At 34.0% G+C, this 23,897-nt stretch carries 22 protein-coding genes and 1 riboswitch; of the genes, 16 read left to right on the top strand and 6 right to left on the bottom strand.

Annotation, left to right across the window (positions count from 1 at the left end):
• Window positions 1–16: 16 nt before the first annotated feature.
• Both JOD96_RS16055 and JOD96_RS16060 read right to left on the bottom strand, forming a co-directional pair.
• A complete protein-coding gene (locus tag JOD96_RS16055; protein WP_209565245.1) occupies window positions 17–3,442 on the bottom strand; it encodes a T9SS-dependent choice-of-anchor J family protein in 3,426 nt (1,141 codons plus the stop codon).
• Between the two features lie 341 nt (window positions 3,443–3,783).
• The gene (locus JOD96_RS16060) at window positions 3,784–4,158 is read right to left on the bottom strand and encodes a hypothetical protein (RefSeq protein WP_209565246.1); all 375 of its coding nucleotides are present in this window, start codon (window positions 4,156–4,158) and stop codon (window positions 3,784–3,786) included.
• 116 nt (window positions 4,159–4,274) lie between these two features.
• Here JOD96_RS16060 and JOD96_RS16065 point away from each other — a divergent pair, with 116 nt between their 5' ends.
• Window positions 4,275–4,847, top strand: a complete 573-nt coding sequence (locus JOD96_RS16065) for a pseudouridine synthase (RefSeq protein WP_209565247.1) — start codon at window positions 4,275–4,277, stop codon at window positions 4,845–4,847.
• 130 nt (window positions 4,848–4,977) lie between these two features.
• Window positions 4,978–5,433, top strand: a complete 456-nt coding sequence (locus JOD96_RS16070) for a tRNA (cytidine(34)-2'-O)-methyltransferase (protein ID WP_209565248.1) — start codon at window positions 4,978–4,980, stop codon at window positions 5,431–5,433.
• A gap of 710 nt (window positions 5,434–6,143) precedes the next feature.
• On the opposite strand, the gene JOD96_RS16075 is transcribed toward JOD96_RS16070, so the two are convergent.
• Genes JOD96_RS16075 through JOD96_RS16085 form a run of 3 tightly spaced genes read right to left on the bottom strand, consistent with a single transcriptional unit; the run spans window position 6,144 to window position 9,147 of the window.
• Window positions 6,144–6,920 (bottom strand): ABC transporter ATP-binding protein, encoded by a 777-nt coding sequence (locus JOD96_RS16075; protein WP_209565249.1) that lies wholly within the window; start codon window positions 6,918–6,920, stop codon window positions 6,144–6,146.
• A 49-nt stretch (window positions 6,921–6,969) separates the two neighbouring features.
• On the bottom strand, window positions 6,970–7,998 hold the full coding sequence (locus tag JOD96_RS16080) for an iron ABC transporter permease (RefSeq protein ID WP_245188429.1): 1,029 nt from the start codon (window positions 7,996–7,998) through the stop codon (window positions 6,970–6,972).
• Between the two features lie 6 nt (window positions 7,999–8,004).
• A complete protein-coding gene (locus JOD96_RS16085) occupies window positions 8,005–9,147 on the bottom strand; it encodes an ABC transporter substrate-binding protein (RefSeq protein WP_209565250.1) in 1,143 nt (380 codons plus the stop codon).
• Window positions 9,148–9,285: 138 nt separating this feature from the next.
• Between JOD96_RS16085 and JOD96_RS16090 the strand changes: the two genes are divergently transcribed.
• From JOD96_RS16090 to JOD96_RS16125, 8 genes are all read left to right on the top strand, one after another.
• Entirely contained in the window at window positions 9,286–9,648 is a 363-nt protein-coding gene (locus JOD96_RS16090) for a DUF5522 domain-containing protein (RefSeq protein WP_209565251.1), read from the top strand.
• A gap of 151 nt (window positions 9,649–9,799) precedes the next feature.
• Window positions 9,800–10,309: a bifunctional adenosylcobinamide kinase/adenosylcobinamide-phosphate guanylyltransferase gene (gene cobU, locus JOD96_RS16095; protein WP_209565252.1), complete on the top strand. Its 510-nt coding sequence runs from the start codon at window positions 9,800–9,802 to the stop codon at window positions 10,307–10,309.
• 106 nt (window positions 10,310–10,415) lie between these two features.
• Entirely contained in the window at window positions 10,416–12,092 is a 1,677-nt protein-coding gene (cobT, locus tag JOD96_RS16100) for a nicotinate-nucleotide--dimethylbenzimidazole phosphoribosyltransferase (protein WP_209565253.1), read from the top strand.
• Between the two features lie 10 nt (window positions 12,093–12,102).
• Window positions 12,103–12,537: an IS200/IS605 family transposase gene (tnpA, locus tag JOD96_RS16105; RefSeq protein ID WP_209565254.1), complete on the top strand. Its 435-nt coding sequence runs from the start codon at window positions 12,103–12,105 to the stop codon at window positions 12,535–12,537.
• A 242-nt stretch (window positions 12,538–12,779) separates the two neighbouring features.
• The gene (locus tag JOD96_RS16110; RefSeq protein ID WP_209565255.1) at window positions 12,780–13,577 is read left to right on the top strand and encodes an adenosylcobinamide-GDP ribazoletransferase; all 798 of its coding nucleotides are present in this window, start codon (window positions 12,780–12,782) and stop codon (window positions 13,575–13,577) included.
• A complete protein-coding gene (gene cobC / locus JOD96_RS16115; RefSeq protein ID WP_209565256.1) occupies window positions 13,562–14,098 on the top strand; it encodes an alpha-ribazole phosphatase in 537 nt (178 codons plus the stop codon). The genes JOD96_RS16110 and cobC overlap by 16 nt, the downstream gene beginning before the upstream one ends.
• Before the next feature lie 68 nt (window positions 14,099–14,166).
• Window positions 14,167–14,371, top strand: a riboswitch (cobalamin riboswitch).
• A 25-nt stretch (window positions 14,372–14,396) separates the two neighbouring features.
• A complete protein-coding gene (locus JOD96_RS16120; RefSeq protein ID WP_209565257.1) occupies window positions 14,397–16,250 on the top strand; it encodes a TonB-dependent receptor plug domain-containing protein in 1,854 nt (617 codons plus the stop codon).
• A 4-nt stretch (window positions 16,251–16,254) separates the two neighbouring features.
• Window positions 16,255–17,292 carry a YncE family protein gene (locus tag JOD96_RS16125; protein ID WP_209565258.1) on the top strand — a complete coding sequence of 346 codons (1,038 nt, stop codon included), beginning with the start codon at window positions 16,255–16,257 and terminating at the stop codon, window positions 17,290–17,292.
• Between the two features lie 117 nt (window positions 17,293–17,409).
• Here the strand turns inward: JOD96_RS16125 and JOD96_RS16130 are convergent, their stop codons facing one another.
• Window positions 17,410–18,885, bottom strand: coding sequence for a S41 family peptidase (locus JOD96_RS16130; RefSeq protein WP_209565259.1), 1,476 nt, complete (start codon window positions 18,883–18,885; stop codon window positions 17,410–17,412).
• A 244-nt stretch (window positions 18,886–19,129) separates the two neighbouring features.
• On the opposite strand from JOD96_RS16130, the gene JOD96_RS16135 reads away from it, so the two are divergent.
• The 6 genes from JOD96_RS16135 to JOD96_RS16160 all read left to right on the top strand — a co-directional run bounded on the left by JOD96_RS16135 (window position 19,130) and on the right by JOD96_RS16160 (window position 23,771).
• Window positions 19,130–19,639, top strand: coding sequence for an RNA polymerase sigma factor (locus JOD96_RS16135; protein ID WP_209565260.1), 510 nt, complete (start codon window positions 19,130–19,132; stop codon window positions 19,637–19,639).
• A complete protein-coding gene (locus tag JOD96_RS16140) occupies window positions 19,626–20,084 on the top strand; it encodes a hypothetical protein (RefSeq protein ID WP_209565261.1) in 459 nt (152 codons plus the stop codon). Before JOD96_RS16135 ends, JOD96_RS16140 begins: the two co-directional genes overlap by 14 nt.
• 15 nt (window positions 20,085–20,099) lie before the next feature.
• Window positions 20,100–20,627 (top strand): DUF4252 domain-containing protein, encoded by a 528-nt coding sequence (locus tag JOD96_RS16145; protein WP_209565262.1) that lies wholly within the window; start codon window positions 20,100–20,102, stop codon window positions 20,625–20,627.
• A gap of 1 nt (window position 20,628) precedes the next feature.
• Window positions 20,629–21,168: a DUF4252 domain-containing protein gene (locus JOD96_RS16150; protein WP_209565263.1), complete on the top strand. Its 540-nt coding sequence runs from the start codon at window positions 20,629–20,631 to the stop codon at window positions 21,166–21,168.
• A 305-nt stretch (window positions 21,169–21,473) separates the two neighbouring features.
• Window positions 21,474–21,872, top strand: a complete 399-nt coding sequence (yiaA, locus tag JOD96_RS16155) for an inner membrane protein YiaA (RefSeq protein ID WP_209565264.1) — start codon at window positions 21,474–21,476, stop codon at window positions 21,870–21,872.
• A gap of 312 nt (window positions 21,873–22,184) precedes the next feature.
• Window positions 22,185–23,771, top strand: a complete 1,587-nt coding sequence (locus JOD96_RS16160) for a zinc-dependent metalloprotease (protein WP_209565265.1) — start codon at window positions 22,185–22,187, stop codon at window positions 23,769–23,771.
• The last annotated feature ends 126 nt before the right edge of the window (window positions 23,772–23,897 follow it).

The following is a 23,897-nucleotide window of genomic DNA, read 5'->3' on the forward strand; positions in this document are numbered from 1 at the left end:
TTTTAAAGAAATCATTTTATTTTTTAATGATTTTACTGCTGTAAATAACTTTATTGTTTTCAGTTAAAGTGTAAATATAAACTCCGGTTTTAAGGCTGCTTATCTGAATTATTGAGTTGCTTCTGTCTTGTGTATTTTTTATATCAATCGGATGTAGAACTAACCGTCCTGACATATCATAAAGTCTCAATTTCAGGCTTTTGTCCTGATTTGTTTTCACCGCTACATTTACTACATCCAAAGCCGGATTTGGGTATGCTTGTATAAAGTATCCGTTTATTGTTTCAAAATCATCTGTTGACAAATTATCCGCTTTTAATTCAAAACGGGCAATTACGGGTCCGTGATCTGAAGTTGTTGTTGTGTAGCCTGGAATATCTGCTCTCGGATCGTAAACCGCAATAGAATTAGGAATATAATCATCTGTAAGTTCATTTGAAATAACAATATGATCCAGGAATCCGCCTGAACTTAAAAAGCTGTAAGCGCCAGCCTGGCTAATGCCCAGAGTAATTGGATTATAGCGGTCTGTATCTTCTACAATTTTTTGGTAAGAAGAGAGCTGTCCGGCAATAACCGATTCTTTGACATCATCATTAAAGTCGCCCAGGATCATAAAATTTGAATTTGGGTAATGAACGTCTAAACTATCCTTCAATAGCTCGGCATCATATTTACGCATATTATATCTGGAGATATCACTTCCGCTATTGGCACGTGCATGAAGATCAATCAGGTTAATCTCTTTTTTGATTCCACCGATATTTGTTTCTATTTTAACCAAATAAGGCAAACGTCCTGATGAGAAAAAGCTTGCTCCATTGCCTCCGGGATAATTTGGTAAAGTTGCTGTCCCGGCACGAACATCATCATACAATTTCTTAAACATGACACGGGTACTTTTTACCGTTGTTGTTTGTGTATTATAAAGCACAACCAGTTTTTGAGGCGGAAAATTAGGATCCGGTTCTTCAAACGAATATGACCAGGATGTTGAAGTTGTTTTATCAAATGTTTTTCCATTAATATTTATTTTCTGAATTAGAAGATCAATAGATGGATCGTCTGAAACTTCCTGAACCACATAAACATCGGCATTTAGTTTATTCATTACTTTGGCAACATTATCAATTTGCAAGGCATCGTCTGTTGGCCCAAACTCAGCTCCGTCTGTTCCTTTTACATCTGATCCAAAAAACTCCAGATTATAACTTACAACATCAAAAGTATCTGCTTTTGGTAATGAAGATCCGGTAAATGTTCCTATTTGCTTGTTTAATCCAGTTCCTGTTACGGTTAAGGAACCAGAGATTGTTAAAGCTTTTACAGAAGGTACAAATCTGGCATAAAGCACTTTTCCTGCCAATGCATCTGCGGCACTGACAACAACAACCGACTGAAATGATACATTATCCAAAGAGATCTGATAATCTGCAGGCGCTGTAATGGCTATATCTCCATAACCGGCAGCTTTAAAATTAAAAGACTGACTTACTGATGTTGTATTAGGGTTTACATCTCCAAAATCCAGAAAAGGATTTGAAGCCACATAACCCATTTCATTTGTAATGGCAATATCATCTATTGACCATTCTGATGCATTATTTGTTCCGCCTACTGTTGTTTCATAAACCCATGCCAAATAGGTTTGATCCGTTTTATATGCGCTTAAATCTATATATTGCGACTTTGCATACGTTCCGGTTGTAACAGGAAAATCACCATTTATTTCTGTCCATGTTGCTGTTTCCGGATTGCTTTTACCGTCATAATTTACAGAGACCATTAATTTTAAACCTGGACCTGTATAAAATTTACGTGAATAAAAAGACAGTAAAGGAAACTGGTTAAAATTGTTCAACCTCAATCTTGGCGATATCAGCCAGTCTTTGCTTGCTCCCGTATCAGAATAACCATTCATCAGCACGGCACCTGTTCCTGTATTTACATTTCGGGCAACACTTGTATATCCCCATTTATTTGTAGTTCCGGAAACATTGTATTGAGTCCAGCCGCTGTTTGTCAAAACATTTGGATCGTTAAAACCTTGTATGTACGGATTTATCCCTGTTCCGCTAAGAATCACAATTTTACTCGTTGCGCCAGTTGATTCGTGTGTTATTTGTCCTGAAAATATCGCTGCTGCATTTGGAGTAAACTTTACATAGATTGTTGGTTTTGCGTTTGCAGCAAAATCAGACATCAGGAAAGTCAAAGAAGATGCAAAGGAAATATTGTCTTTGGAAATTGTGAAATTACTTGAAGCCGTAACTATAACATCGCTGGTAAGATTATCTCCCTGAATCTGATAACTTAAAACTTCTGAATCAAAATTTGTTTCGGAAAATCCTAAATCAACTAAAGCAGTTGATGTCATTAGAGAAGGAATCGCAACATCTGAGGTTGTAACATCAACTTTATTAATTACGGTCTGAATATTTCCGTATAAGTCTTCAGAAACAGAAAAAACAGAATATGCAGTATTAATTACCAAACCGGTAAAACTTTTTACATATATCTGAGAAGGATCTGTAATATCCAGAAATCCTGCCTGCAAAGCTGCGTTTCCGTTTGCATCGAGACCAGATTTTACCTGAGCTGCTGAAGGTGTGGCACTTCCTGACGCCAATAATACATAATAGGTTTTGCCTGCCTCATTCAGTTTATCAGAAAAGTCAAAAGCTTCGGATAAAATATTATCTGCTTTTGGATAACCGGCTTCACTAACCGGTGCTATTATATCGCTTCTGATGTCAATATTGTCAATGGCAAAAGAAGGACGTGAACCGCCTCCTGAGTTTTGTTTAGAAATCCATCTGATCTGAACAACAGGCTGATTATTACATTCAGCAGGCAAAGTTACTTTTATTGTTTTAGGATTTTGAGGATCTGTAACTGCTCCTGTCTGCTGTATTGTATTGTTTGTATAAGCTGTTGCAGGTATTGATGTAAATGCTGTTGCAGTACCAACGCGATATTGTAAAATCATCTCATTGATACGTTCAGACGTTGTGGCTCCCGAAACTAATCCATAAGGATTACGAATCGTAATAGCATCATATTGAACCTGAATAGCAGTTTGTCCTGTAGTGGAAAAAGCAAAACCAATAGCCAAATCAAGCGAGCCTGTATTTAAGAAACCTATTTTACCATTATAGTTGTGAACGTTACCACTGGTAGTGGCTGCTGTACTACTGGCCACCAAAGGTCTGTCGGCAACCATAGTTGCACTTGTGTTATAAGCAGATCCGGGTGCTGTAGAAGCAGTCCATCCCTGAAATCCTGCGGGATATATAGTAGCAGTATAATCAAGTCCATCAAAATTTTGTGCATAAGGCAAACTTTGTACAGCCGGCATTGTCTGTGCACTACTACTTATCGAAAAGAAATAAAAAAAACTTAAAAAAGCCATTAAATGGCGTAGAGAGTAAATGTTTTTCATAAGTTAAAAAATAGAGTTTTTAGAAACTAAATTTATGACCTTTAAAGTTAAGGCAGTATTATGAAATTATAAATTAATTCTTTCATATTTTATTTTGCACAGCTTATAAAAACAAAAAATTCTCACATAATATTTAAAACCTCAACAAATATAGTATTTCTAGAAGGTTTTTAAGTCTTGTCAACTTTCATAATTATGAAGAAAAAACTTATTTAATATAACTAATAAAAAAGACCGACTGAATCCAGACGGTCTTAAAATCTTATTTTTTTAATTTTTTTACACTGCACTATCAATGTTATTTTCATTACTGTGGCCGGCTAAAAATTTTGTATTGTAAATCAATCTTCCTCATCTAATTTCATATTACCGCGGTCTTTATGGTTGTCAGGGTGTGAGTTTGGATAACGGTTTGCGGTTATATCAGAATTCCTGTCTTTATTTTCTACCGTTTTTTCTGCTTCTTCTTCTGTCACAACACCGCGGTTGCCACTTGCACTATTTTTTCCTTTTTGATCTGATACTTCCGTTATTTTCTCATTTTCGTTTCTTGCTCTGTCCACAACCTCTTTGTTTCCTTCCTGGTCTGTCACCACTTCTTTTTTGAGTTTCAAATCATCCGGATTTTTATCGTGCGAAACATTTTTCCCTTTAGATTCATCTATATTTTTTTGTACCCCATTTATCTTTTTAGAGCCTAAATCATTAGTTTCCATAGTAGTATTTTTTTAAATTTCTATTATAATATTACGAATTTTCAGACCAAAAACTAAACCATTTAACATAGCTTTTGGATAATAAAACAAAACTATCTTTGCACAAAATAATTGGCATGCAACATCACTTTATTCTTTTTAAACCTTATGGCTATTTAAGCCAGTTTATTTATGAATTAAAAAGAAAGAAAAAACTTTTGGGAGAATTACATGATTTCCCCAAAGGCACTATGGCTATTGGACGTCTGGACGAAGATTCTGAAGGTCTGCTTCTGCTTACTACAGACGGGAAAGTGAGCGAACAGATAAGAAGCAAAAAAGTTGATAAGGAATATTATGTACAGGTCGACGGAGTAATTACGCCTGAGGCTATCGAACAACTGCAAAAAGGGGTTGAAATTGGTTTTGATGGCGGAAAATACAAAACCAAACCCTGCAAAGCATTTATTGTTACTGAAATTCCTGATTTTGGGCCAAGGGCAAAAAAAATAAGAGATGAACGTCACGGACCAACTTCGTGGACTTCTATAACGGTAAATGAAGGCAAATTTCGCCAAGTGCGAAAAATGACAGCCGCAGTTGGCTTTCCGACCCTGAGACTGGTTCGTGTTCGGATAGGAAATGTATATTTGCAAAATCTAAAAGCGGGAGAAGTTCTTGAAGTACCCGATTTTAAATTGGATAATTAGTTAATGTGACAATTTGATAATTTGATAATTTTTTAAATTCGCTGACCCTAACTTAACTCTTAACTCTTAACCCTTAACCCTTAACCCTTAACTCCTAACTCCTAACTCCTAACTCCTAACTCCTATAAAAATGCTGAACGTTGTTCTTGTAGAACCGGAAATACCAAATAATACCGGAAATATCGGGCGCTTATGCGTGGGTACCGAAAGCCGATTACATTTAATCCATCCTTTTGGATTTGTAATTAATGACAAAAACCTTAAACGTTCCGGATTGGACTATTGGGTTCATCTCGATGTTACTGAATATCAGAATATCGAGGAATGGATAAAACAAATTCCAGATCAATCTCGTGTGTTTTTAATGAGTTCCCATGCTGAAAAATCTTATCTGGAAACTGATTTCCAAGATGGTGACTGGCTGGTTTTTGGCAAAGAAAGCGTTGGTTTGAGCAAAGAAGTACTCGGACGTTTTGAAAACCATTTAACAATTCCGATGTCAAAGCTTATCAGAAGTTTTAATATTGCCAATTCAGTTGCTTTTGTTGTTGGTGAAGCTAAGAGGCAAATTGCATTGAAGATTTAAATTACTTCCTGCAAGGTTTCAAAAACCTTGTAGGTATTGTGCCGCCTTCTTGATAACTTACTATTTAAACCTACAAGGTTTTTGAAACCTTGCATGACAAGAGTTTCTTATAAAATAAATATAGCTTAAAATGATTCAAAGCGTACTATTCAATTCCGAATTAATATTGTTGGATTTCTTTTCTGCATATGGCTTAACTACGATATTGTTTTTAATTCTTTCCCTATTTATAAAAAAGAACTTTCTAAAAAAAGTTGATGTCCATTCAAATCATTTTATTTCGTTTATAGGTATTGTTTATCTGATTGTCTGGATTATTGCTACAATTGTTGAATTATATTTTCGGGAAGAAGAAAGCAGAAATTATCTTCTGAATAGAATGTTTGGAAAATATTGGTTCGGATTTTGGCTTCAGCCACTAATATGGTTTTCTATTACTCAACTTCTGCGATTTAAAACGATTCAAAAAAATATTCTCTTTCGATTAATATTTAGTTTTTTGCTTATCATATCAATTGAAAAGATGGTAATCATTTTTACATCTTTTCATAGAGATTATTTACCAAGTTCCTGGACAATGTATAATGATTCAGGCATTTACCCTTCAAATATATTTCTCGTATTATTAATGAAGATTTCTATTTACTTGCTTTCTGTTAGAATCTATTTCGCAATTAGTCAAAAAATAAAAGAGTTAAAAGCAAGAAAAGCTAATTTACAATAAACTTCCCTTTTTCGGCATCAAAAATAATATGTTCGTCTTTGAATAAATTGGCAAAACTGCCTTTTGAAATTAAATTACATGGCTCGTCCTGAATTACACTTTCAGGTGTCATAATAATCATTTCGTCACTGAGCTGAATTGCCAGATCTATATCGTGCGTAGAAAACAAAATACATTTTTGGGTTTCCTGAGTCAGCTTTTTTAATAATTTGAAAAGTGAAACTTTATGCAGCAAATCAAGATGAGTTGTGGGTTCATCAAGGATAATTAGTGGCGTATCCTGTGCCAAAGCGCGTGAAATTAATACTTTTTGTAATTGTCCGTCGCTTATTTCAAAATGTTTTTTTCGGGCTAAATGAGTAATTTGAGTAAGTTCCAACGCTTCATTTACTTTTATGATATCTTCTGGATTTAAAGTTCCGATCCAGTTCGTATAAGGCTGACGGCCTAAAGCAACCAGCTCAAAAACAGTAAGGTTGCTCGGTGGAAGCTTTTCGGTCAGCACCAAAGCTAAATTTTGGGCCAAATCCAATGGTTTAAAAGTCGTAATATCTTTATCGTTCAGCAATACATTTCCTGACAATGGTTTTTGAATTCCTGTAATCGTTCTCAGCAAAGTCGATTTTCCGATTCCGTTTGCACCTATTAAGGAAACAAGTTTTCCTGCAGCCAAATTCAGATTCAGGTTTTCAGCAATAGTTGCAGTGTCTTTCTTGGACTTATAGCCAATACTTAAATTTGAGGTGGTCAGGATATTTTTCATATTAAAGTTGCCAGGAGAATGATGTTTAAGCTTCTGAGTTTTTTTATAATTACTGAAAATTTCTTTTTTTCATTAACAGCCATACCACAACCGGAGCCCCAATAATTGATGTAATTGCATTAATTGGCAGTGTGGTATCTAATCCCGGTAATTGTGAAGCGATATCGCAAAACAGCATAATTATTGCACCGTAAAAAAAAGTACTCCAATATAAAATTGCATGATTACTGGTCTGGAAAGTCAATTTTGCAATATGAGGGACCGCTAAACCAATAAAAGCAATCGGGCCGGCAAAAGCCGTAATGCTTCCTGCCAGAATACTTGTGGCGAAAATAATAAGGAGTTGCGCCTTTTTATAATTTAAACCCATACTTTTAGCATAATTTTCTCCCAAAAGCAATGCATTTAAAGGTTTTACACTACTGATGCTTAAAAACAAACCAATACCCACACAACCTGCCAGGACAAAAATGGATGTCCAGGGAAGGTTCCCAAGATTTCCTAACGACCAAAAAGTAAATCTCTGTAACTGTTCTGCTGAACTAAAATAGGTCAGAACCCCAACAATAGCACTTGTAAAACTACCAAACATAAGTCCGACAATCAAAATTGCCATTGTATTTCTTAACCGTTGTGCCACTAATAAAACCAATAGTAAAACAGAAATACTTCCTAAAGTAGAGGCCAATACAATTCCATAAGCTGATAATACTATTTCATTTAAAAATGACGGCAGCAAACCGGCGCCCAAAATTACAACCGCCACAGCCAAAATAGCACCTGAACTCAAACCCAAAACATCAGGTCCGGCTAAAGGGTTTCTAAATAAGGTCTGCATCAGCAAACCGCTTATCGATAATCCGACTCCGACTAAAACTGCTGTAATGGCTTTTGGCAGTCGATAATTTATAATAATATATTCCCATGTCGATTTACTGGCATTTCCTCCGGTCAGGCTTGTACAAACTTCCTTAAACGGAATTGTCACCGAACCTAAACTAATATCCAGAAAAAACATTAATAAAAGAACTAAGCCGAGTAATGAAAACAGAATTATATTTCGTTTTTTATTTATCAAGTATTCTTAATTTAATTTAGATGCAAAAGTAAACTCATAACTTGGTAACAGATCAGGGTGAAAAATTTTGATGAAATCCTTCAAAACCAAATCCGGACGGCTTGGAGCAAGTTCGTAATAAACTATTCCTCCCGTTGCGCCAATCTTTCCTTCAAAAGTGTATACGTTTTTGGATTTGAAGGCATCAAACTGAGTATAATGAGGATTACTTTTCCCAAATTCATCCAGTGATTTAAAAGAACCAGCAGCAATCCAGAAATCGGCAGATTTTGCTTTTACCAATACTTTTTCAAAAGACAAACCTTCACTTCCTGTTCCTTTTAGATCTGACCATAAATAATTTGCTTTGGCATCCTTCATAAATTCAGCCACCCAGCTGTTTCCTTTTGCAACATACCAAACATCTTCGTACATAGAACCATACAAAACTGTTGCCGTTGCAGGTTTGTCTGCAATAAGTTTCTGGGTTTGCTTATAACTGTCTACAATCTTATCAAACAAATTCTTTGCTTTTTCTTCTTTACCAAATAAAGCACCATATAACTTTATCCATTCTGCTTTTCCAAGTGGAGATTGTTCCATCCAGTCGGCTTGTATAAAAACATTTAGGCCGCTTTTCTTCAAATTATCCAGCATCGGATTGTTATTGTCAACGCCAAAAGTTACAATAAGGTCAGGAGATAATTCTATAAGCTGTTCGATGTTTAATTTTTCGTTCTGTCCTACATTTTTTACAGCACCTTTATCAATCAAAGCTCTTGTTTTTTCAGAAGAAACATAATCTGTATGAGGAAATCCAACAAGCTTATCTTCTACTTCTAACATTTCCAGAAAAGGAATGTTTGTTGTCGAAGTTACCACAACAGATTCCAGCGGAACATTTATACTGGCATAACTTAGCAAACTATCCGGAACTTTGGCATTTTTTTCTTTTAATACATACGTATAACTTTTATTGGCATCTGGCCACGGATTAGAAACCGTCACCACCGAATAGCCTTCATGTTTTACTATAGAAAGTCCTGAAGCATACTCTATACTGTTTTTTGCAATCTCAGGTTTTTGCGTTTCTGCCTGTTCATTTTTTTTACATCCGACAAGAACAAAAAATGGCAGGATAAAAATAAACTTAGATAATAAATGTCTCATAAGTAGGTTATATTGTTTTTAAGGTATGGTATTTGCCGTTTCAAAATTACGTTTTCAGTAAAAACAAAGGTAAACCAATTTGCACTTTTTTTGTCTACCTTTATTCTTACAAACTTAAACAAATATTATCTTTATCTCATGAATACCACAAAAACAAAAGTTTGCTCCGGCTGCGAATCTTCTTTTAGTTGCGGAGATATTTCTGCTGAAGAGAAATGTTGGTGTAATGATTTCCCTCCTATTTTTAATCTTTCTGATGGTGGTGACTGTCTTTGTCCGGTTTGTTTTAAAGAAGCTTGTGAAGACAAAATCGATGCTTATGTAGAAACCTTAACTCCCGAAAAAGCAATCAACAATAAAGCTGCAACATTGCCAAAAACAGAAAAGCTAATTGAAGGAATCGATTATTATATAGAAAATGAAAAATATGTATTTAAATCCTGGTTCCATCTAAAAAGAGGAAGCTGTTGCGAAAATGGATGCAGACATTGTCCTTATTAAAAAGTTATAAAGTTAAAAGTTAGGAGTTAAGGGTTAGAAGTAGAAATGCTTGATAATATTCACTATTAACTGCTAACCCTTAACTCCTAACTCCTAACTCTTAACCCTTAACTCCTAACCCTTAACCCCTAACCCCTAACCCACCAAAAAAATGATTTACTTAATTACTGGCGGCGAACGATCCGGAAAAAGCAGCTATGCCCAAAATTTGGCCTTATCGCTTTCAAATTCACCAATATATGTAGCAACAGCCAGAAAATGGGATTCCGATTTTCAAAACAGAATTGACCGACATCAGCAGGAACGCGATGAACGCTGGACCAATATAGAAAAAGAGAAACAGCTTAGTGAAATTGATTTTACAGGAAAAACTGCTTTAGTAGACTGTGTGACACTTTGGCTAACAAACTTTTTTGTTGATACTAAAAATGACGTTTCATTGTCTTTGGAAGAAGCAAAAACCGAATTTGAAAAAATAGCCGTTCAGGAAAATACAAATTTGATAATTGTTACCAACGAAATCGGAATGGGTGTTCATGCTGAAACTCATATCGGCAGAAAATTTACCGAACTGCAAGGCTGGATGAACCAGTTTTTAGCTTCAAAAGCAGATCAGGTTGTGTTGATGGTTTCGGGAATTCCAGTTAAGATAAAGGGTTAAAATATAAAACAAATTCCAAATTTTAAAATTCCAAATTCCATGATTTGATAGTTTTGGATTTATTTTTGAAATTTCATATTGAATTTAAATATCGTAATTTTATCAGATGAGCCATTTAGATGATATTTTAAAATCGCGTCGCGATACGCGCCACTTTACAACCGAAGAAGTTCCTGATGAAGTAATCCAAAAAGCTTTGCAGGCAGGGCATTGGGCACCTTCTGTTGGTTTGACGGACGCTACAAAATATTTCATCATTAAATCTCCTGAAGTAAAAGCTGCCATTAAAAATTTGTTTCTGGATTATAATGAAAAAGCTGCGGCCCTGACTGATAATCCTGAACAGCAGGAACATTATAGATCATTGAAACTTGAAGCGATTGAGGAAGCTCCAATCGGACTTATTATAGCGTATGACAGATCGGTCCTGAACCAGTTTACGATTGGGACCGTAGGAAGCAATGAAGCGGTTAAATTCAGTTCGGTTTGTGCAGCACAAAACATTTGGCTTTCACTAACTGAACAAGGTTATGGAATGGGCTGGGTTTCTATTTTGAATTATTATCAATTCAAAAAAATAATTGACCTGCCCGAAAACATTGAGCCGCTGGGTTATTTCTGTATCGGGAAACCGGCTACTAATTATAACAATCAGCCAATGTTACAGCAATTAAACTGGAAACAGAAATCGGAAACTCCGGATTGCAGGGAAATAAAAAATATAATAAAAAGTGAAATTTCAAACCTTTCATTAAATCCCGCAATTCAGCCTGAGGAAAAAGATTTCAGGCAGTTTTTACAGGAAAAAATCGATTCTAAAACCAAACCGATTGGTGCTTTGGGTATTTTAGAAACTTTGGCTTTACAGATGGGAACTGTTTTTGAAACCGTAGACCCAAAAATAAAAAATCCCAATATCGTTGTTTTTGCTGCTGATCACGGTATTGCGAATCATGGTGTTAGTGCATATCCGCAGGATGTTACCCGACAAATGGTTGGCAATTTTCTCGATGGCGGCGCTGCAATAAACGTTTTTTGCAATCAAAATAATATTGCGCTGTCTATTGTAGATGCTGGTATAAATTATGATTTTCCGACAAATGCCAAATTAATAAATGCCAAAATCGCCAAAGGGACCCAATCTTTTCTTTATGCACCGGCAATGAGTGACACCGAACTGCAATTGTGCTTTAGTAAAGGAAAAGAAATTGTTGATGATATTGCCAAAAACAATTGCAACTGTATTGGTTTTGGCGAAATGGGAATCGGAAATACCTCAACAGCTTCTGTTTTAATGAGCGTCCTCACTAATTCGCCAATTGAAGAATGTGTTGGAAAAGGAACTGGTGTTGAAAATGAAAAGTTAATCCAAAAACAAATTTTACTTCAAGAAGCAATTCAAAATTATTCCGGTCAGGCCGAATTAATGCAGCAGCTTGCTTATTTTGGAGGTTTCGAAATTATACAAATGGCAGGTGGCATGCTGGCAGCTTATGATCATAAAATGCTCATTCTGGTTGATGGATTTATTTGCAGTATTGCTTTTTTGATTGCTTCAAAAATTAATCCCAATATAAAACAAAATGCTGTTTTTTGCCATGTCTCGGCAGAAAAAGCGCACCAAAAATTATTAGATTATTTAGAGGTAAAACCTATTTTAAATTTAGATTTGCGCCTGGGAGAAGGAAGCGGCTGTGCAGTAGCTTTTCCAATTTTAAAATCAGCAGAAGCTTTTTTGAATGAAATGGCTACTTTTGAAAATGCCGGAGTGAGCAAAAAGTAATCTTTAGTATATGCCGTTTATTAAAATTTATATTCATTTTGTATGGAGTACCAAAAATAGGTTTCCATATTTGGATTCTATTGAATTGAGAGAAAAAGTCTGGAAACATATTAGTGAGAATGCAAAAGAAAAAGGGATTTTTATTGATTTTATAAATGGATATACAGATCATTGCCATTGCCTGGTATCCTTAGGAGTAGATCAAAATATTCAAAAAATCATGCAATTAATCAAGGGAGAATCTTCGTATTGGATTAATAAAAACAAATTAACTAAGACAAAATTTGAATGGCAAGATGATTATTTTGCCATATCTGTTTCAGAATCTGTTGTGAACAAAGTGAGAGATTATATTAAAAATCAGGAATCGCATCACAAAAAGAAAACATTTCAGGAAGAGTATGATGAAATTATTAGCAAATTTGGGTTTCAAAAAACAACTTAGAATTTTGGCTAAAGCCCTTTCTGCTAATAGCTATGTAACCTCCAGATAAATCTGGAGGCAATTAAATAAAAATTAGCTATTAATACATTTTCACTTATGTAATTATGTAATCTCAAGATAAATCAGATTTAAACAAACATAGCATATATCAATATTAAAAAATGAATTGCCAACATCTTTAGATGTTGGTAAAAGAATACTCACCCACAACAGGCTTTAGCCAAATAACTCGCAATACTTAAATGAAAAAAGAACTACATATATTTTTTACTGCCTTAATGTTTTATACCCGTATTCCATGTCCTAAAAACATTACACATCATCCTGACTATTTAAACAAAGCCACTCGGTATTTTCCTTTAATTGGCTGGATTGTCGGAAGTATTTCTTTTTTAGCATATTTCCTTTTTTCTTTTTTCCTTTCTGTAGAAATCGCTGTTATTTTGGCAATAATTGCTTCGATCCTTATAACCGGAGCTTTTCACGAAGATGGTTTTGCAGATGTTTGCGATGGATTTGGTGGAGGCTGGACTAAAGAAAAAATCCTGATGATTATGAAAGACAGTGCCATTGGCGCCTATGGAGCAATTGGTTTGGTTTTGCTTTTTTTATTAAAATTCAAATTGCTTTCTGAGGCTGTTTTATATTATCAAACAAATTACGCTCTTTCATCTTTCCTGATATTTTTGTTGTTTGTATCGGCCCATGCTTTGAGCCGTTTGACTGCAATCAGTATTATTTTTACACATGAATATTCACGTGATGATGCTACCAGTAAAAGCAAACCGATAGCCAAAAGTAATACCTGGAAAGAAATTATCGGTGCTTTTATTTTTGGATTAATTCCGCTGTTGGCGCTCTCCTATTTTAAATATCAAATCCTTTTGGTTTTGATTCCGGTTTTCCTGACGCGATATTTTTTAGCACGCTATTTTCAAAAATGGATTGACGGTTATACAGGTGACTGCCTTGGTGCAACACAGCAGGTTTGTGAAGTAGTTTATTATCTAAGTCTTTTTTTAGTATGGAAATTTATTTAGTACGCCATACCGAAACCCTCTGTGAAAAAGGAATTTGCTACGGACAAACTGATGTTGCGTTAGCAGAACCTTTTGAACTCATTTTTGAAAATATCATCGCTCAGCTGCCCAACGAAGCCGCCATTTTTACAAGTCCGTTACAACGGTGCGCTATTTTAGCGAAACACATTCAAAGCAAAATAAAAACTATTTCTTATCAGGAAGATCCGAGGTTAATGGAAATGAACTTTGGCGACTGGGAAATGAAAAACTGGAACGACATTCCGCCAGACCAACTTAATCCCTGGATGGAGGATTTTGTAAATGTGCAGGTTTCAAACGGAGAATCTTTTACAGAACTTCATCAAAGAACCAACGCTTTCTTATCAGAACAAATTGCAAAAAAAACAGATCAGCCCATTATTATTGTTGCTCATGCCGGTATTCTAAGAAGTTTTCTTTGTCATCAATCTTCATTGCCGTTAAAAGATGCCTTTCAGAATAAAATTGACTTTGGTCAGGTAATCAAAATCTTACTTTAACCATTATTTTGTTTAGAATTCTACATAAAAAGTAAAACAAATTTGAAAATTCAGTATTTTAAATTCTATATTTGCCAAAATTTTAAGGTTGTGTTATAATTTTTATAACACATTAAAAGGGAATCAAGTCAAATCTTGAGCTGTACCCGCAACTGTAAGCTTAGTTCTAAAGAATGCTTGTTGTTAACTACAAAACCACTGCTCGCCAAGGCGGGTGGGAAGGTAAACAACAAGACGCAAGCCAGGAGACCTGCCTTTGTAACTAATATCGAGCTCTCGGGAAAAAGAGTGAAGAATTATGACTTTAAAAAAACGTTTTGCTTTTTGCCTGCTTTTGTTGTGCCAGATTACTTTGGCGCAGAACGATTCTATTACAAAACTTAAAGAGGTTGTAGTTTCTGACAGCAATCTTGAAAAGTATTCTAATACGCAATCTGTCCTAAGACTTAATGATTCGATTATCAATAAAAATGAAGCTTTACTAACTGATTTATTGAATTATAATTCTACTATTTATTTTAAAGAATATGGCCGTGGGATGCTATCCTCTGTTTCATTTAGAGGAACAACCGCTTCACAGACGGCAGTAATATGGAATGGGATAAATATCAATTCTCAAATGAACGGAAGTACTGATTTTAATACAATTTCGGCTTCTGACTATAATTCTGTTAGTGTCAAAGCGGGCGGTGGAAGTGTAATTTACGGAAGCGGTGCTATTGGAGGAACTGTGCATTTAAATAATGATTTAGGGTTTTATAAGCGATTTGAAAACATTCTGAAATTAGATTACGGAAGTTTTAATACAACTGGAATCAACTATAAAACAAATATTTCGAACGAAAAATGGAGTGCTCAAATTGGATTTTCCAGAAATAGTTCTACGAATGATTATAAATATCTAAACCGATATACATGGAGAGGCGAACAGCGCTGGAACCAAAATGGTGAATATGATGTTATAACAATGAGCAGTAGTCTGGCTTATAAATTAGATTCAAAAAACAGCATAAAACTTTACAGCCAAACCTCAAATACAGATCGTAATACGTCATTAATTACAGAATCTGAAACCAAAAGTAAATATATAAATGGTTTCAACAGGAATTTGCTGGAATATGATGGAGATTTCGGAAAGTTAAAAACCAATCTTAAAACGGCTTATATCTTTGAAAATTACCAATATTTTGCCGATAATTCAAAAGAAGATTACAGTTATGGAAAAACCGAAAGCCTGATTACAAAGCTAGATTTGAGCTATACACTTTTCAAATCTACACAAGTTAATGGTATTATAGATTATAACAGAACTAAAGGCTACGGAACAAGCTTTGGAGATCACGTTCGTGAAATTAGCTCTGCTTCTTTACTGGTAAAGCAAGATATAGCAACCGATTGGAAAAATGAATTCGGCATAAGAAAGGAGTTTACGGATAATTACGAATCGCCTGTTTTATTTTCTTTGGGATCTTCTTATCAGTTTAGTAAATTGTATAATTTGAAATTGAATTTTTCAAGAAATTTCAGAATTCCAACTTATAACGATTTGTATTGGGATCAGGGTGGCAATCCAGATTTAAAACCTGAAAGTTCTTATCAGGCTGAAATTGGAAACGTTTTTACTTTTAAAAACATTTCGCTTACGCAGACCTTCTATTATATCAAAATAAAAGATTTATTACAATGGGTTCCTGGTCAAAATGGTATTTGGACTCCGAAAAACACCAGTAAGGTAAACAGTTATGGAGCTGAAACTTTACTAAGCTGGAAAAAACATTTTGGCAAAAACTATTTCAGTGCAAATGCCACTTATGCCTACACGGCATCCAAAGATGAAGAAACCAAAAATCAGCTTTTCTTTGTCCCTTATAACAAAGTAACAGGTTCAGTTTCTTATTCCAGAAGTAAAATATCAGCATATTATCAATTTCTGTATAATGGTTTTGTCTATACAAGAGCAGACAATAATCCTGATGAGATCATAGAAGCTTATACAGTTTCTAATGTGGGAATCGATTATGATTTCAAATTTTTGGACTCCTTTAAACTTGGCTTTCAGGTCTTAAATATTTTTAATAAAGATTATGAAAGTTACGAAGACAGACCTATGCCGGGTCGCAATTTTAATATGTATTTAACCTTAAAATTTTAATATTATGAAATTTAGCAAACTGCTTTTAGCAGCATTTAGCCTTTCTTTATTTGTTTCTTGTTCGAGTGATGATGACAATACAACTAAAGGAGCATATGAAAATGGTTTTTTTATTTTGAATGAAGGAAGTGCCGGACAAGGTACTGTTTCTTTTTCAACTAATGATTTTACTTCTTTTACCAAGGATGCTTACACAGCTGCAAATGGAGGCGACTTACTTGGAAAGTATGCTCAAAACATCTTTTTTGACAATGAGAAAGCTTACATTATTTCAGGTGGCTCAAACGTAATTAATGTGGTTGACAGATATACTTTTAAATTAATTGCAAAGGTTGATTCAGGATTGGCTAATCCAAGATATGGTGTAGTAAAAGATGGAAAAGCTTATGTTACAAATGCAAACACTTATTATTCAGACACAAATCCAAATGGGAACACAGATGATTATGTTGCTGTTATTAACCTGAATACTTATAAAGTGGAATCTAAAATAGAATTGAATGCTACAGGGAACAGAATTACTTTAAAAGATGAAAAACTTTACATTACTGAGCCTTACAATAGTGATAAATTATTAGTAGTAAACATCACTGCCAAAGCACTTGAAACTCCAGTAACTATTGGTTTTTCTTCTGATACTATGGAAGAGGAAAATGGCATTTTATACATTTTGAGAGCGCCTTATGGTGACAGAAGTGAAATTGTTAAAGTAAAATTATCAGATAAAACAACCTCTACAATAACATTTCCTGAAAGTCTGGATGGTGCAGGATTTTTAGACATTTATAATAGTAAAATTTACTATACTGCCGGAAATTCAGTTTATGCAATAAGTACAGCTGCTACGGCTGCATCAGAAACTGCAATCTTAACTTCAAACGTTGGTTATTTATATGGATTTGCAGTAAACAACAATCAAATATATATAGCTGATGGTGGTAATTTTAAAGCAGACAGTAAAGCTTATGTGTATAGCTTAACAGGAAGCCTGATAAAGGAATTAGCTGTTGGAGTTGGGCCAAACGGATTCTACTTTAACTAATAAATGCCTAAGAAAATAATTATTTAATTATTTTTTAGATTAATCAATTTACACTTTATTTTTTTATTTTTTTTGGAAAAAAAAGGCTTTCAGTGATGAAAGCCTTTTTGTTTATTCTTAATTTAATGCTTTTAAAAACCCTTCCGGTGCTTTGTCAACATACATTTGGTTTCGTATTCCGTTTATTGCTTTTGCATCTATGAAGGTTTTTAATGTTTTTCCTCTGTCCTGTTGTATTCTTTTAGCTGCAGCACCTGTAATTTTTGAAATAGCAGTATTCAACAACGGCTCTGAAGGATCTCCTAAAACTCCAAGATTTGTTATGTATTCCAATTGCTCATAAGTTGGCTTAAGGCCATCTGTATATTCGCCAAAACCGGCAGAATTAACAATCTTAAGAACCAGAGGCTGCATGGCATATTTATGATTTGGATTTACTTTGTTTTTTGTAAATGATTCAGAATCATATAAAGTTACTGAACCAACATTTTTCCCCACTGTATAATCACCAATCTGAACCACTGTAATATAAGGAGCCAGTCCGTTAATAATTAATTCACTTGCAGATGCAGTACCATCTGATGTAAGGATATAAACTTTACTAAGATTCAGGCTGTTTAATTTTGTCCCGTTAATATTATCTACAAACCTGTTATTTAAAGATTCCGGATCGTTAGTTTCGTAGGCTGCATTAATTTTAGCATTCCATTTTTCTTTAGCAAAAATCTGATCTTTAAACTGGCCTGTAATCATACTTGCCAAACGTGTTGCTGTCTTTACCGATCCGCCTCCATTGTATCTCAAATCCAAAACAAAATCGGTAATTCCCTGCGCTGCTAATTGTCCAAAAGCATCATTTAACTGCGTATCGTAATTGGCATAAAAACCATTATACATCATATACCCAATTTTGTGACTTCCGGAAACTATCACTTTGTTTATTAAGATAGGATTTTCATCCAAAGTTGTTTTTACCAACGAAAGTGATTTTCCATTAGATTCTACTGTAGACCCGTTGAATTGTGCCAGATTTAAAGTATAGCTTTCAGGTTCTAAAAGTAATTGTCTGTAATTTGATATCGTCAATTGTGTTCCGTTGACTCCTGTAAATAGATCTCCACGTTTTATATCTTTTGTAGAAGCATCAGAATTCGGAATAATATATCGAACATATCCAACCAGGTCTGTTGAACTTCCCGGCTTATAACTTAGTCTAAAATCAACTCCGTCATTTTTAGAAGTTCCCTGTAGTTCCTGTTCCAAAACTGTATAGTCATCAACAATCCAGCTAAAACGATCAATTGCTTCTCCTTTAGGAAATTTGCTTGCTGGTTTATTTAAAAGATTTTCAAATAAATTTTTCGGATCAGAATATCCTCTTAAAAAAGAATTTAGGGCATCCTGATTATTAAAACGGTCGTCTGCTAAATTAGGAACATCTTCCTGCCAAAGATAATACTGATTCAGCCCTTTCCAGATAAAATCATTTACCTGTAAGTCTGCCGGAGACTCAACATCATCCTGATCCTCACAAGATTGAAAGGAAAAAGCAAGTAGAATTAATAATAGTAAACTTCTTAATATTGTTTTCATAAAATAGATATTATAAAAGTATTAACGTAAAAATACTACCTTTAGTTTTAACAATTATAAGTTTATTAGAATTATTTTAAATAAATTTTACAACTTGCCTGTAACAAAAATAATTGTGTCTCGTCTTGCTTATATAAACTAATTTATAATGTTTGATTAACACGATAAAGTTTTTATAAAAAATACTAAATCGCCATACATTATAAATAGTTTATAAACCAACCAAAAACCAAAAAAACCACACATGAATCAAATTGTGTTTATAGAATTAATTAATCCTTTTAAAGACAAAGTTTTTCGTCTGGCAAAAAGATTGCTTACCAGTACAGAAGAGGCCGAGGATGCAACTCAGGAAGTGATGGTTAAATTATGGAATAAAAAAGAAAATTTAGAATCTTATACCAGCGTTGAGGCACTGGCGATGACAATGACCAAAAATTATTGCCTCGATCAGTTAAAATCTAAAAGAGCAGGAAATCTACAAATTGTACATAACAATTTTACAGACAGGCATCCACAATTGGATAAAAAACTGGAAGATGCAGATAGTCTGGAATGGGTAGAAAAAATAATTGGCGAGTTGCCAGAACAATTACAAATATTAATTCAGTTACGCGATGTTGAACAATATGAATTTGATGAGATTGCGAAAATTGTCAACATGAATGAAACCGCTATCCGGGTAGCGCTTTCGAGAGCGAGAAAAAAAATTAGAGAATCAATGCTTAATACACACCGTTATGGAATTAAATAGAATAGAAAATATAATAGAAAAATACTTTCAGGGAGAAACCACTATTGCAGAAGAAAAAGAATTAAAAGCATATTTTTCTTCGCCGGATGTTGCGCAGCATTTGGAGCAGTATAAACCAATGTTTGGTTATTTCTCTCAGGTAAAAGAACAAAAATCGACGCAGGAGATACCACTACAATCTAAGAAACGTAATGTGGCGTGGTTATCAATTGCAGCTTCTGTTGTTGTTTTACTGGGAATTGGAACCTTTATGTATGTGAGCGAAAAAAATGCACCTCCGGTTGTAGCGCAATCAGAATTAGGAACCTATGACAATCCTGAAGAAGCTCTCGCAGCAACGCAAAAAGCTTTGGCTATGTTGTCAAACAATGTGAATGTAGGTATAGAAAGTGTACAATACATTCAGGAATACGAACAATCAAAAAACAAAATCTTCAAACAATAATTAAAATTCAATACAATGAAAAATTTCATCATAACAATAGTTTTCGCATTTGTAAGTACTGCTTTTTATGCACAAGGTGCTTTTGACAAATATGACGGTCAAGACGATGTAACCTCAGTAATCGTAAACAAAAAAATGTTCGATTTAATGAGTAAGGTAAAAGTTGATGCTTCTGATAAGGAAATGCAGCAATATATTAACCTGATCAAAAAATTAGACTACCTAAAAGTCTTTACCACAAAAAACCCAAAGATTGAAGCTGATATGAAAGCTTCTGCTGACAAATATGTCAAATCTTCAGGATTAGAAGAATTAATGCGGGTAAGCGACAGTGGCAGAAACGTAAGAATCTCTGTAAAATCTGGTGCTACAGACTCTCAGGTAAAAGAATTACTGATGTTTATTGACGGAGCTAAAAACAACGAAAGTGTTTTATTGTCATTAACGGGGAATTTTGATATCAATGAAATCTCTGTCCTGACAGACAAAATGCAGCTTCCTGGCGGTTCTGACTTAAAAAAAGCTTCTAAAAGCAAAAAATAAGATGAAAATCAGCGTCTTTACCTCAGCCATATTAGCTTTATTAACTTTAATAAGTTGTGAATCTAAACCTTCTCTGCAAAAATATTTTGTAGAGAATACAGAGAACAAAAATTTTATAGCTCTTGATGTTTCGCCTTCGATCTTAAACTTAGAGAAAACAAAGTTATCTGCCGAGCAAACAAAAGCGGTTAACTCTTTTGACAAAATGAATATCCTTGCATTTAAAGCGAATGCAACAAATGAAAAGGAATTTGAAATTGAAAGAGCCAAAGTCAAAGCAATTTTGAAAGATCCCAAATATCAGGAATTAATGAAATTTGGCTCAGGAAAAGAAGGCGCATCGATAAGTTATGTTGGTACAGACGAAAACATCGAGGAGTTTGTAGTCTTTGCCAATAAAAAAGAAAATGGTTTTGCTGTTGTACGCGTTTTGGGAAAAGACATGAACCCAAATAACATTATGACTCTAATGAGTGTTTTAAAAGAATCTAAAATTGACATGGAACAGCTAAAACCTTTGCAGCAACTGATTCAAAAATAATCTTACTTTCAAAAAAAGTCTCATAACTGAGGCTTTTTTTTATTTTTAATCGTATCGAAATCACAACTAAAATAAAGTAAACCTCTTAGTCAGAACTCCTCATTTTACACTACTTTTCGTCTTGTTTTTTTCTAAATGCACATAATAAAAGCTAAACAACCTGAGAAATATTTTAAGCTTTTGGTTTACATTCAGCACAAAATTAAATCAAGTTTATTCCTACTTATTTTGATTTTGATGTTAAATGAATTTAATTACTTTTACATCATTCATTTATTGAATACCAAAAACCTAAATAATAAAACATGATACAAAAAACATCAAATGCCTTTATAGCGGCATCATGGGTAGCTCTTGGAGCAGGAACAGTAGGATTTATAATTGGACTTGCCAGAGCTGAAATGCTGTTAAACGAAAAAGGATATTATTTTACTGTTCTAATGTTCGGTCTTTTTGCTGTAGTTTCATTGCAAAAAAGCGTGAGAGACAGAATTGAAAAACTACCTGTTACCGATATTTACTACGGAATCTGCTGGTTTGGAACACTTTTATCTATAGTTCTTTTAGTTATAGGATTATGGAATGCAACGATCTTGCCAAGCGAAAAAGGTTTTTATGCATTTGCTTTTCTGTTAGCTTTGTTCGGCGCTATTTCAGTACAAAAGAATACCAGAGATAATATGTCATTTGGACAAAATGAATAATTTATAATATCCAAATTCTAGAAAAAGCTCCAAGTGATTGGAGCTTTTTTTATTTTAATGTGGATGAACTGCTACCAAAAACTAACATTATTTTGGAGTTTTTACTAAAGGAGATCGAAAGTCAATTAAGAAAAAACATAAAAATTTCAAAGCCTGAATGGACTTTAACAAAAATAATAACACTTTAATAGTTAAAAAAATAAATATTTACTTATTTATTTTTAAAGCCTCTAGATAAATGTATGAATTTATTTATTATTTTTAATGCGATTAAAAAAGAATAAATCATGTATTAACTTAACCATTTAAATTATGAAAAAAAAATTACTCTTATTCCTTCTTTTCAGTATCAATTCTTATGTTTACAGTCAGGAAGTCTGTGGAACTTCTACAATTGCTCCTGCCTCTGCTTCTAAAAAGACATTTACAGCTTCAGAACTTGCTGCTGCACAAGATGCTTCTTATTGCATCAATGTTTACTTTCATATTGTAAGGGACAATTATGGAAACGGCGGAATTCAGGTAAATCAGTTGCCAAGTATAATTAACAACCTGAATCAATTTTACAATTCACATAATATCTATTTTGTGAATGCTGGTTATGACTTTATTAATAACACAAATTATCAACAAATAGATAATAAAACAGAATCAGAAAACCTTGCCCAGACTAATAATCAATCAAATTCAATAAATTATTATATCGTTGATACATTATGGAACGTATCAAATGGATTTATAACAGGAACTGCAATCAATATTCCTTCGAACAGATTAGTAATCAGAAAAGATTATGCACTGTCACCAACTTCACCTCATGAGATTGGACATTGTTTAAATCTACATCATACTTTTTATGGAACAGTGGGAAATGATGATGGATGCGTTGAAGCAATTCCACGTACTAATTGTGATTATTGTGGTGATGAGGTTTGCGACACACCGGCAGATAATGGTAATTACAGTTACAATGGATACAGTCCTGATCTAACAAATATAATGTCATATTATTCTCCTAGAGATCATTTTACTCCAGGGCAGGGATTTAGAATGAGAACCGCAATCAACAGTTTTCAGCTCTTACGAAACACAATTAGCAATAGCTGTGCAGTGCCGACACTCACTGGCAGCGCACAATTTTGCAGTAATACACAAGGGAGCACTTACACATTACAAAACGGAGGAAGTTCTGTTGCCTGGCAAGTTTCACCTAATCTACAAATTGTATCCTCAAACAATAGTAGTATAACAGTAAAACCCTTAGATTCATGGGTTGTTAGTGAAGCTGGATATATTGATGCTATACTTCCCTATCAAACTATAAGAGATAGCGTTTGGATAGGCGTTCCATATATAAATTATGGTAATGAAGATTTAACGATGTGTCGGGATAGCAACACTACAGAAAACAATTTTTTTAGAGCTAGTATAAAAGGTCAGGATATGTATACAACCTGGCAGATAGAAAGTATTACAGATAATCATTATGCAACTATGCAAGGTGATGAAATTTTAATTTCCCTTAATTTTGCACCGCCATTCAATTATGTAGCTTTTAAGGTGAGAGCCAGCAATAGCTGTGGTTTTTCTGAATGGCTTCAATATTATATTGCCGTCATCAGTTCTTGCGAAAATGGAGGATCAAATAGTTTTGTAGTATCCCCCAACCCAGTCTCTACAGTTTTAAATATTCAGGAAAATCAAGAATCATCTTTACAAAAAAAATCTGGTAATGAAGTTTTAGAATTAAAATTATATGATGATACAGGGAGTTTAAAAACAGAACGAAAAACCAATAAAGTTTCCGGACTTGATATGTCCAATTTAAAAAATGGCCATTACTTTTTACAAATAAGGAAAAATGGAAAATTAGAAACACATAAAATTATTAAAAATTAATTATGCTTAAACAATACATTTAGAATTTAGAATTTAAAAAATTAACTAAGAAGCTCCAGTAATGGAGCTTTTTTAGCTAATTTCCAATTATTATTATCTTTATTTTAATCTCAAAACCTGTTATTA

The sequence above is a fragment of the Flavobacterium sp. 1355 genome, assembly GCF_017833415.1.
Lineage (GTDB): Bacteria > Bacteroidota > Bacteroidia > Flavobacteriales > Flavobacteriaceae > Flavobacterium.

What these genes read in the sequence shown, in the direction of transcription:
- JOD96_RS16055 (WP_209565245.1), bottom strand. Translation starts at nt 3,442, where the DNA reads ATGAAAAACATTTACTCTCTACGCCATTTAATGGCTTTTTTAAGTTTT.
- JOD96_RS16060 (WP_209565246.1), bottom strand. Translation starts at nt 4,158, where the DNA reads ATGGAAACTAATGATTTAGGCTCTAAAAAGATAAATGGGGTACAAAAA.
- JOD96_RS16065 (WP_209565247.1), top strand. Translation starts at nt 4,275, where the DNA reads ATGCAACATCACTTTATTCTTTTTAAACCTTATGGCTATTTAAGCCAG.
- JOD96_RS16070 (WP_209565248.1), top strand. Translation starts at nt 4,978, where the DNA reads ATGCTGAACGTTGTTCTTGTAGAACCGGAAATACCAAATAATACCGGA.
- JOD96_RS16075 (WP_209565249.1), bottom strand. Translation starts at nt 6,920, where the DNA reads ATGAAAAATATCCTGACCACCTCAAATTTAAGTATTGGCTATAAGTCC.
- JOD96_RS16085 (WP_209565250.1), bottom strand. Translation starts at nt 9,147, where the DNA reads ATGAGACATTTATTATCTAAGTTTATTTTTATCCTGCCATTTTTTGTT.
- JOD96_RS16090 (WP_209565251.1), top strand. Translation starts at nt 9,286, where the DNA reads ATGAATACCACAAAAACAAAAGTTTGCTCCGGCTGCGAATCTTCTTTT.
- cobU (WP_209565252.1), top strand. Translation starts at nt 9,800, where the DNA reads ATGATTTACTTAATTACTGGCGGCGAACGATCCGGAAAAAGCAGCTAT.
- cobT (WP_209565253.1), top strand. Translation starts at nt 10,416, where the DNA reads ATGAGCCATTTAGATGATATTTTAAAATCGCGTCGCGATACGCGCCAC.
- tnpA (WP_209565254.1), top strand. Translation starts at nt 12,103, where the DNA reads ATGCCGTTTATTAAAATTTATATTCATTTTGTATGGAGTACCAAAAAT.
- JOD96_RS16110 (WP_209565255.1), top strand. Translation starts at nt 12,780, where the DNA reads ATGAAAAAAGAACTACATATATTTTTTACTGCCTTAATGTTTTATACC.
- cobC (WP_209565256.1), top strand. Translation starts at nt 13,562, where the DNA reads ATGGAAATTTATTTAGTACGCCATACCGAAACCCTCTGTGAAAAAGGA.
- JOD96_RS16120 (WP_209565257.1), top strand. Translation starts at nt 14,397, where the DNA reads ATGACTTTAAAAAAACGTTTTGCTTTTTGCCTGCTTTTGTTGTGCCAG.
- JOD96_RS16125 (WP_209565258.1), top strand. Translation starts at nt 16,255, where the DNA reads ATGAAATTTAGCAAACTGCTTTTAGCAGCATTTAGCCTTTCTTTATTT.
- JOD96_RS16130 (WP_209565259.1), bottom strand. Translation starts at nt 18,885, where the DNA reads ATGAAAACAATATTAAGAAGTTTACTATTATTAATTCTACTTGCTTTT.
- JOD96_RS16135 (WP_209565260.1), top strand. Translation starts at nt 19,130, where the DNA reads ATGAATCAAATTGTGTTTATAGAATTAATTAATCCTTTTAAAGACAAA.
- JOD96_RS16140 (WP_209565261.1), top strand. Translation starts at nt 19,626, where the DNA reads ATGGAATTAAATAGAATAGAAAATATAATAGAAAAATACTTTCAGGGA.
- JOD96_RS16145 (WP_209565262.1), top strand. Translation starts at nt 20,100, where the DNA reads ATGAAAAATTTCATCATAACAATAGTTTTCGCATTTGTAAGTACTGCT.
- JOD96_RS16150 (WP_209565263.1), top strand. Translation starts at nt 20,629, where the DNA reads ATGAAAATCAGCGTCTTTACCTCAGCCATATTAGCTTTATTAACTTTA.
- yiaA (WP_209565264.1), top strand. Translation starts at nt 21,474, where the DNA reads ATGATACAAAAAACATCAAATGCCTTTATAGCGGCATCATGGGTAGCT.
- JOD96_RS16160 (WP_209565265.1), top strand. Translation starts at nt 22,185, where the DNA reads ATGAAAAAAAAATTACTCTTATTCCTTCTTTTCAGTATCAATTCTTAT.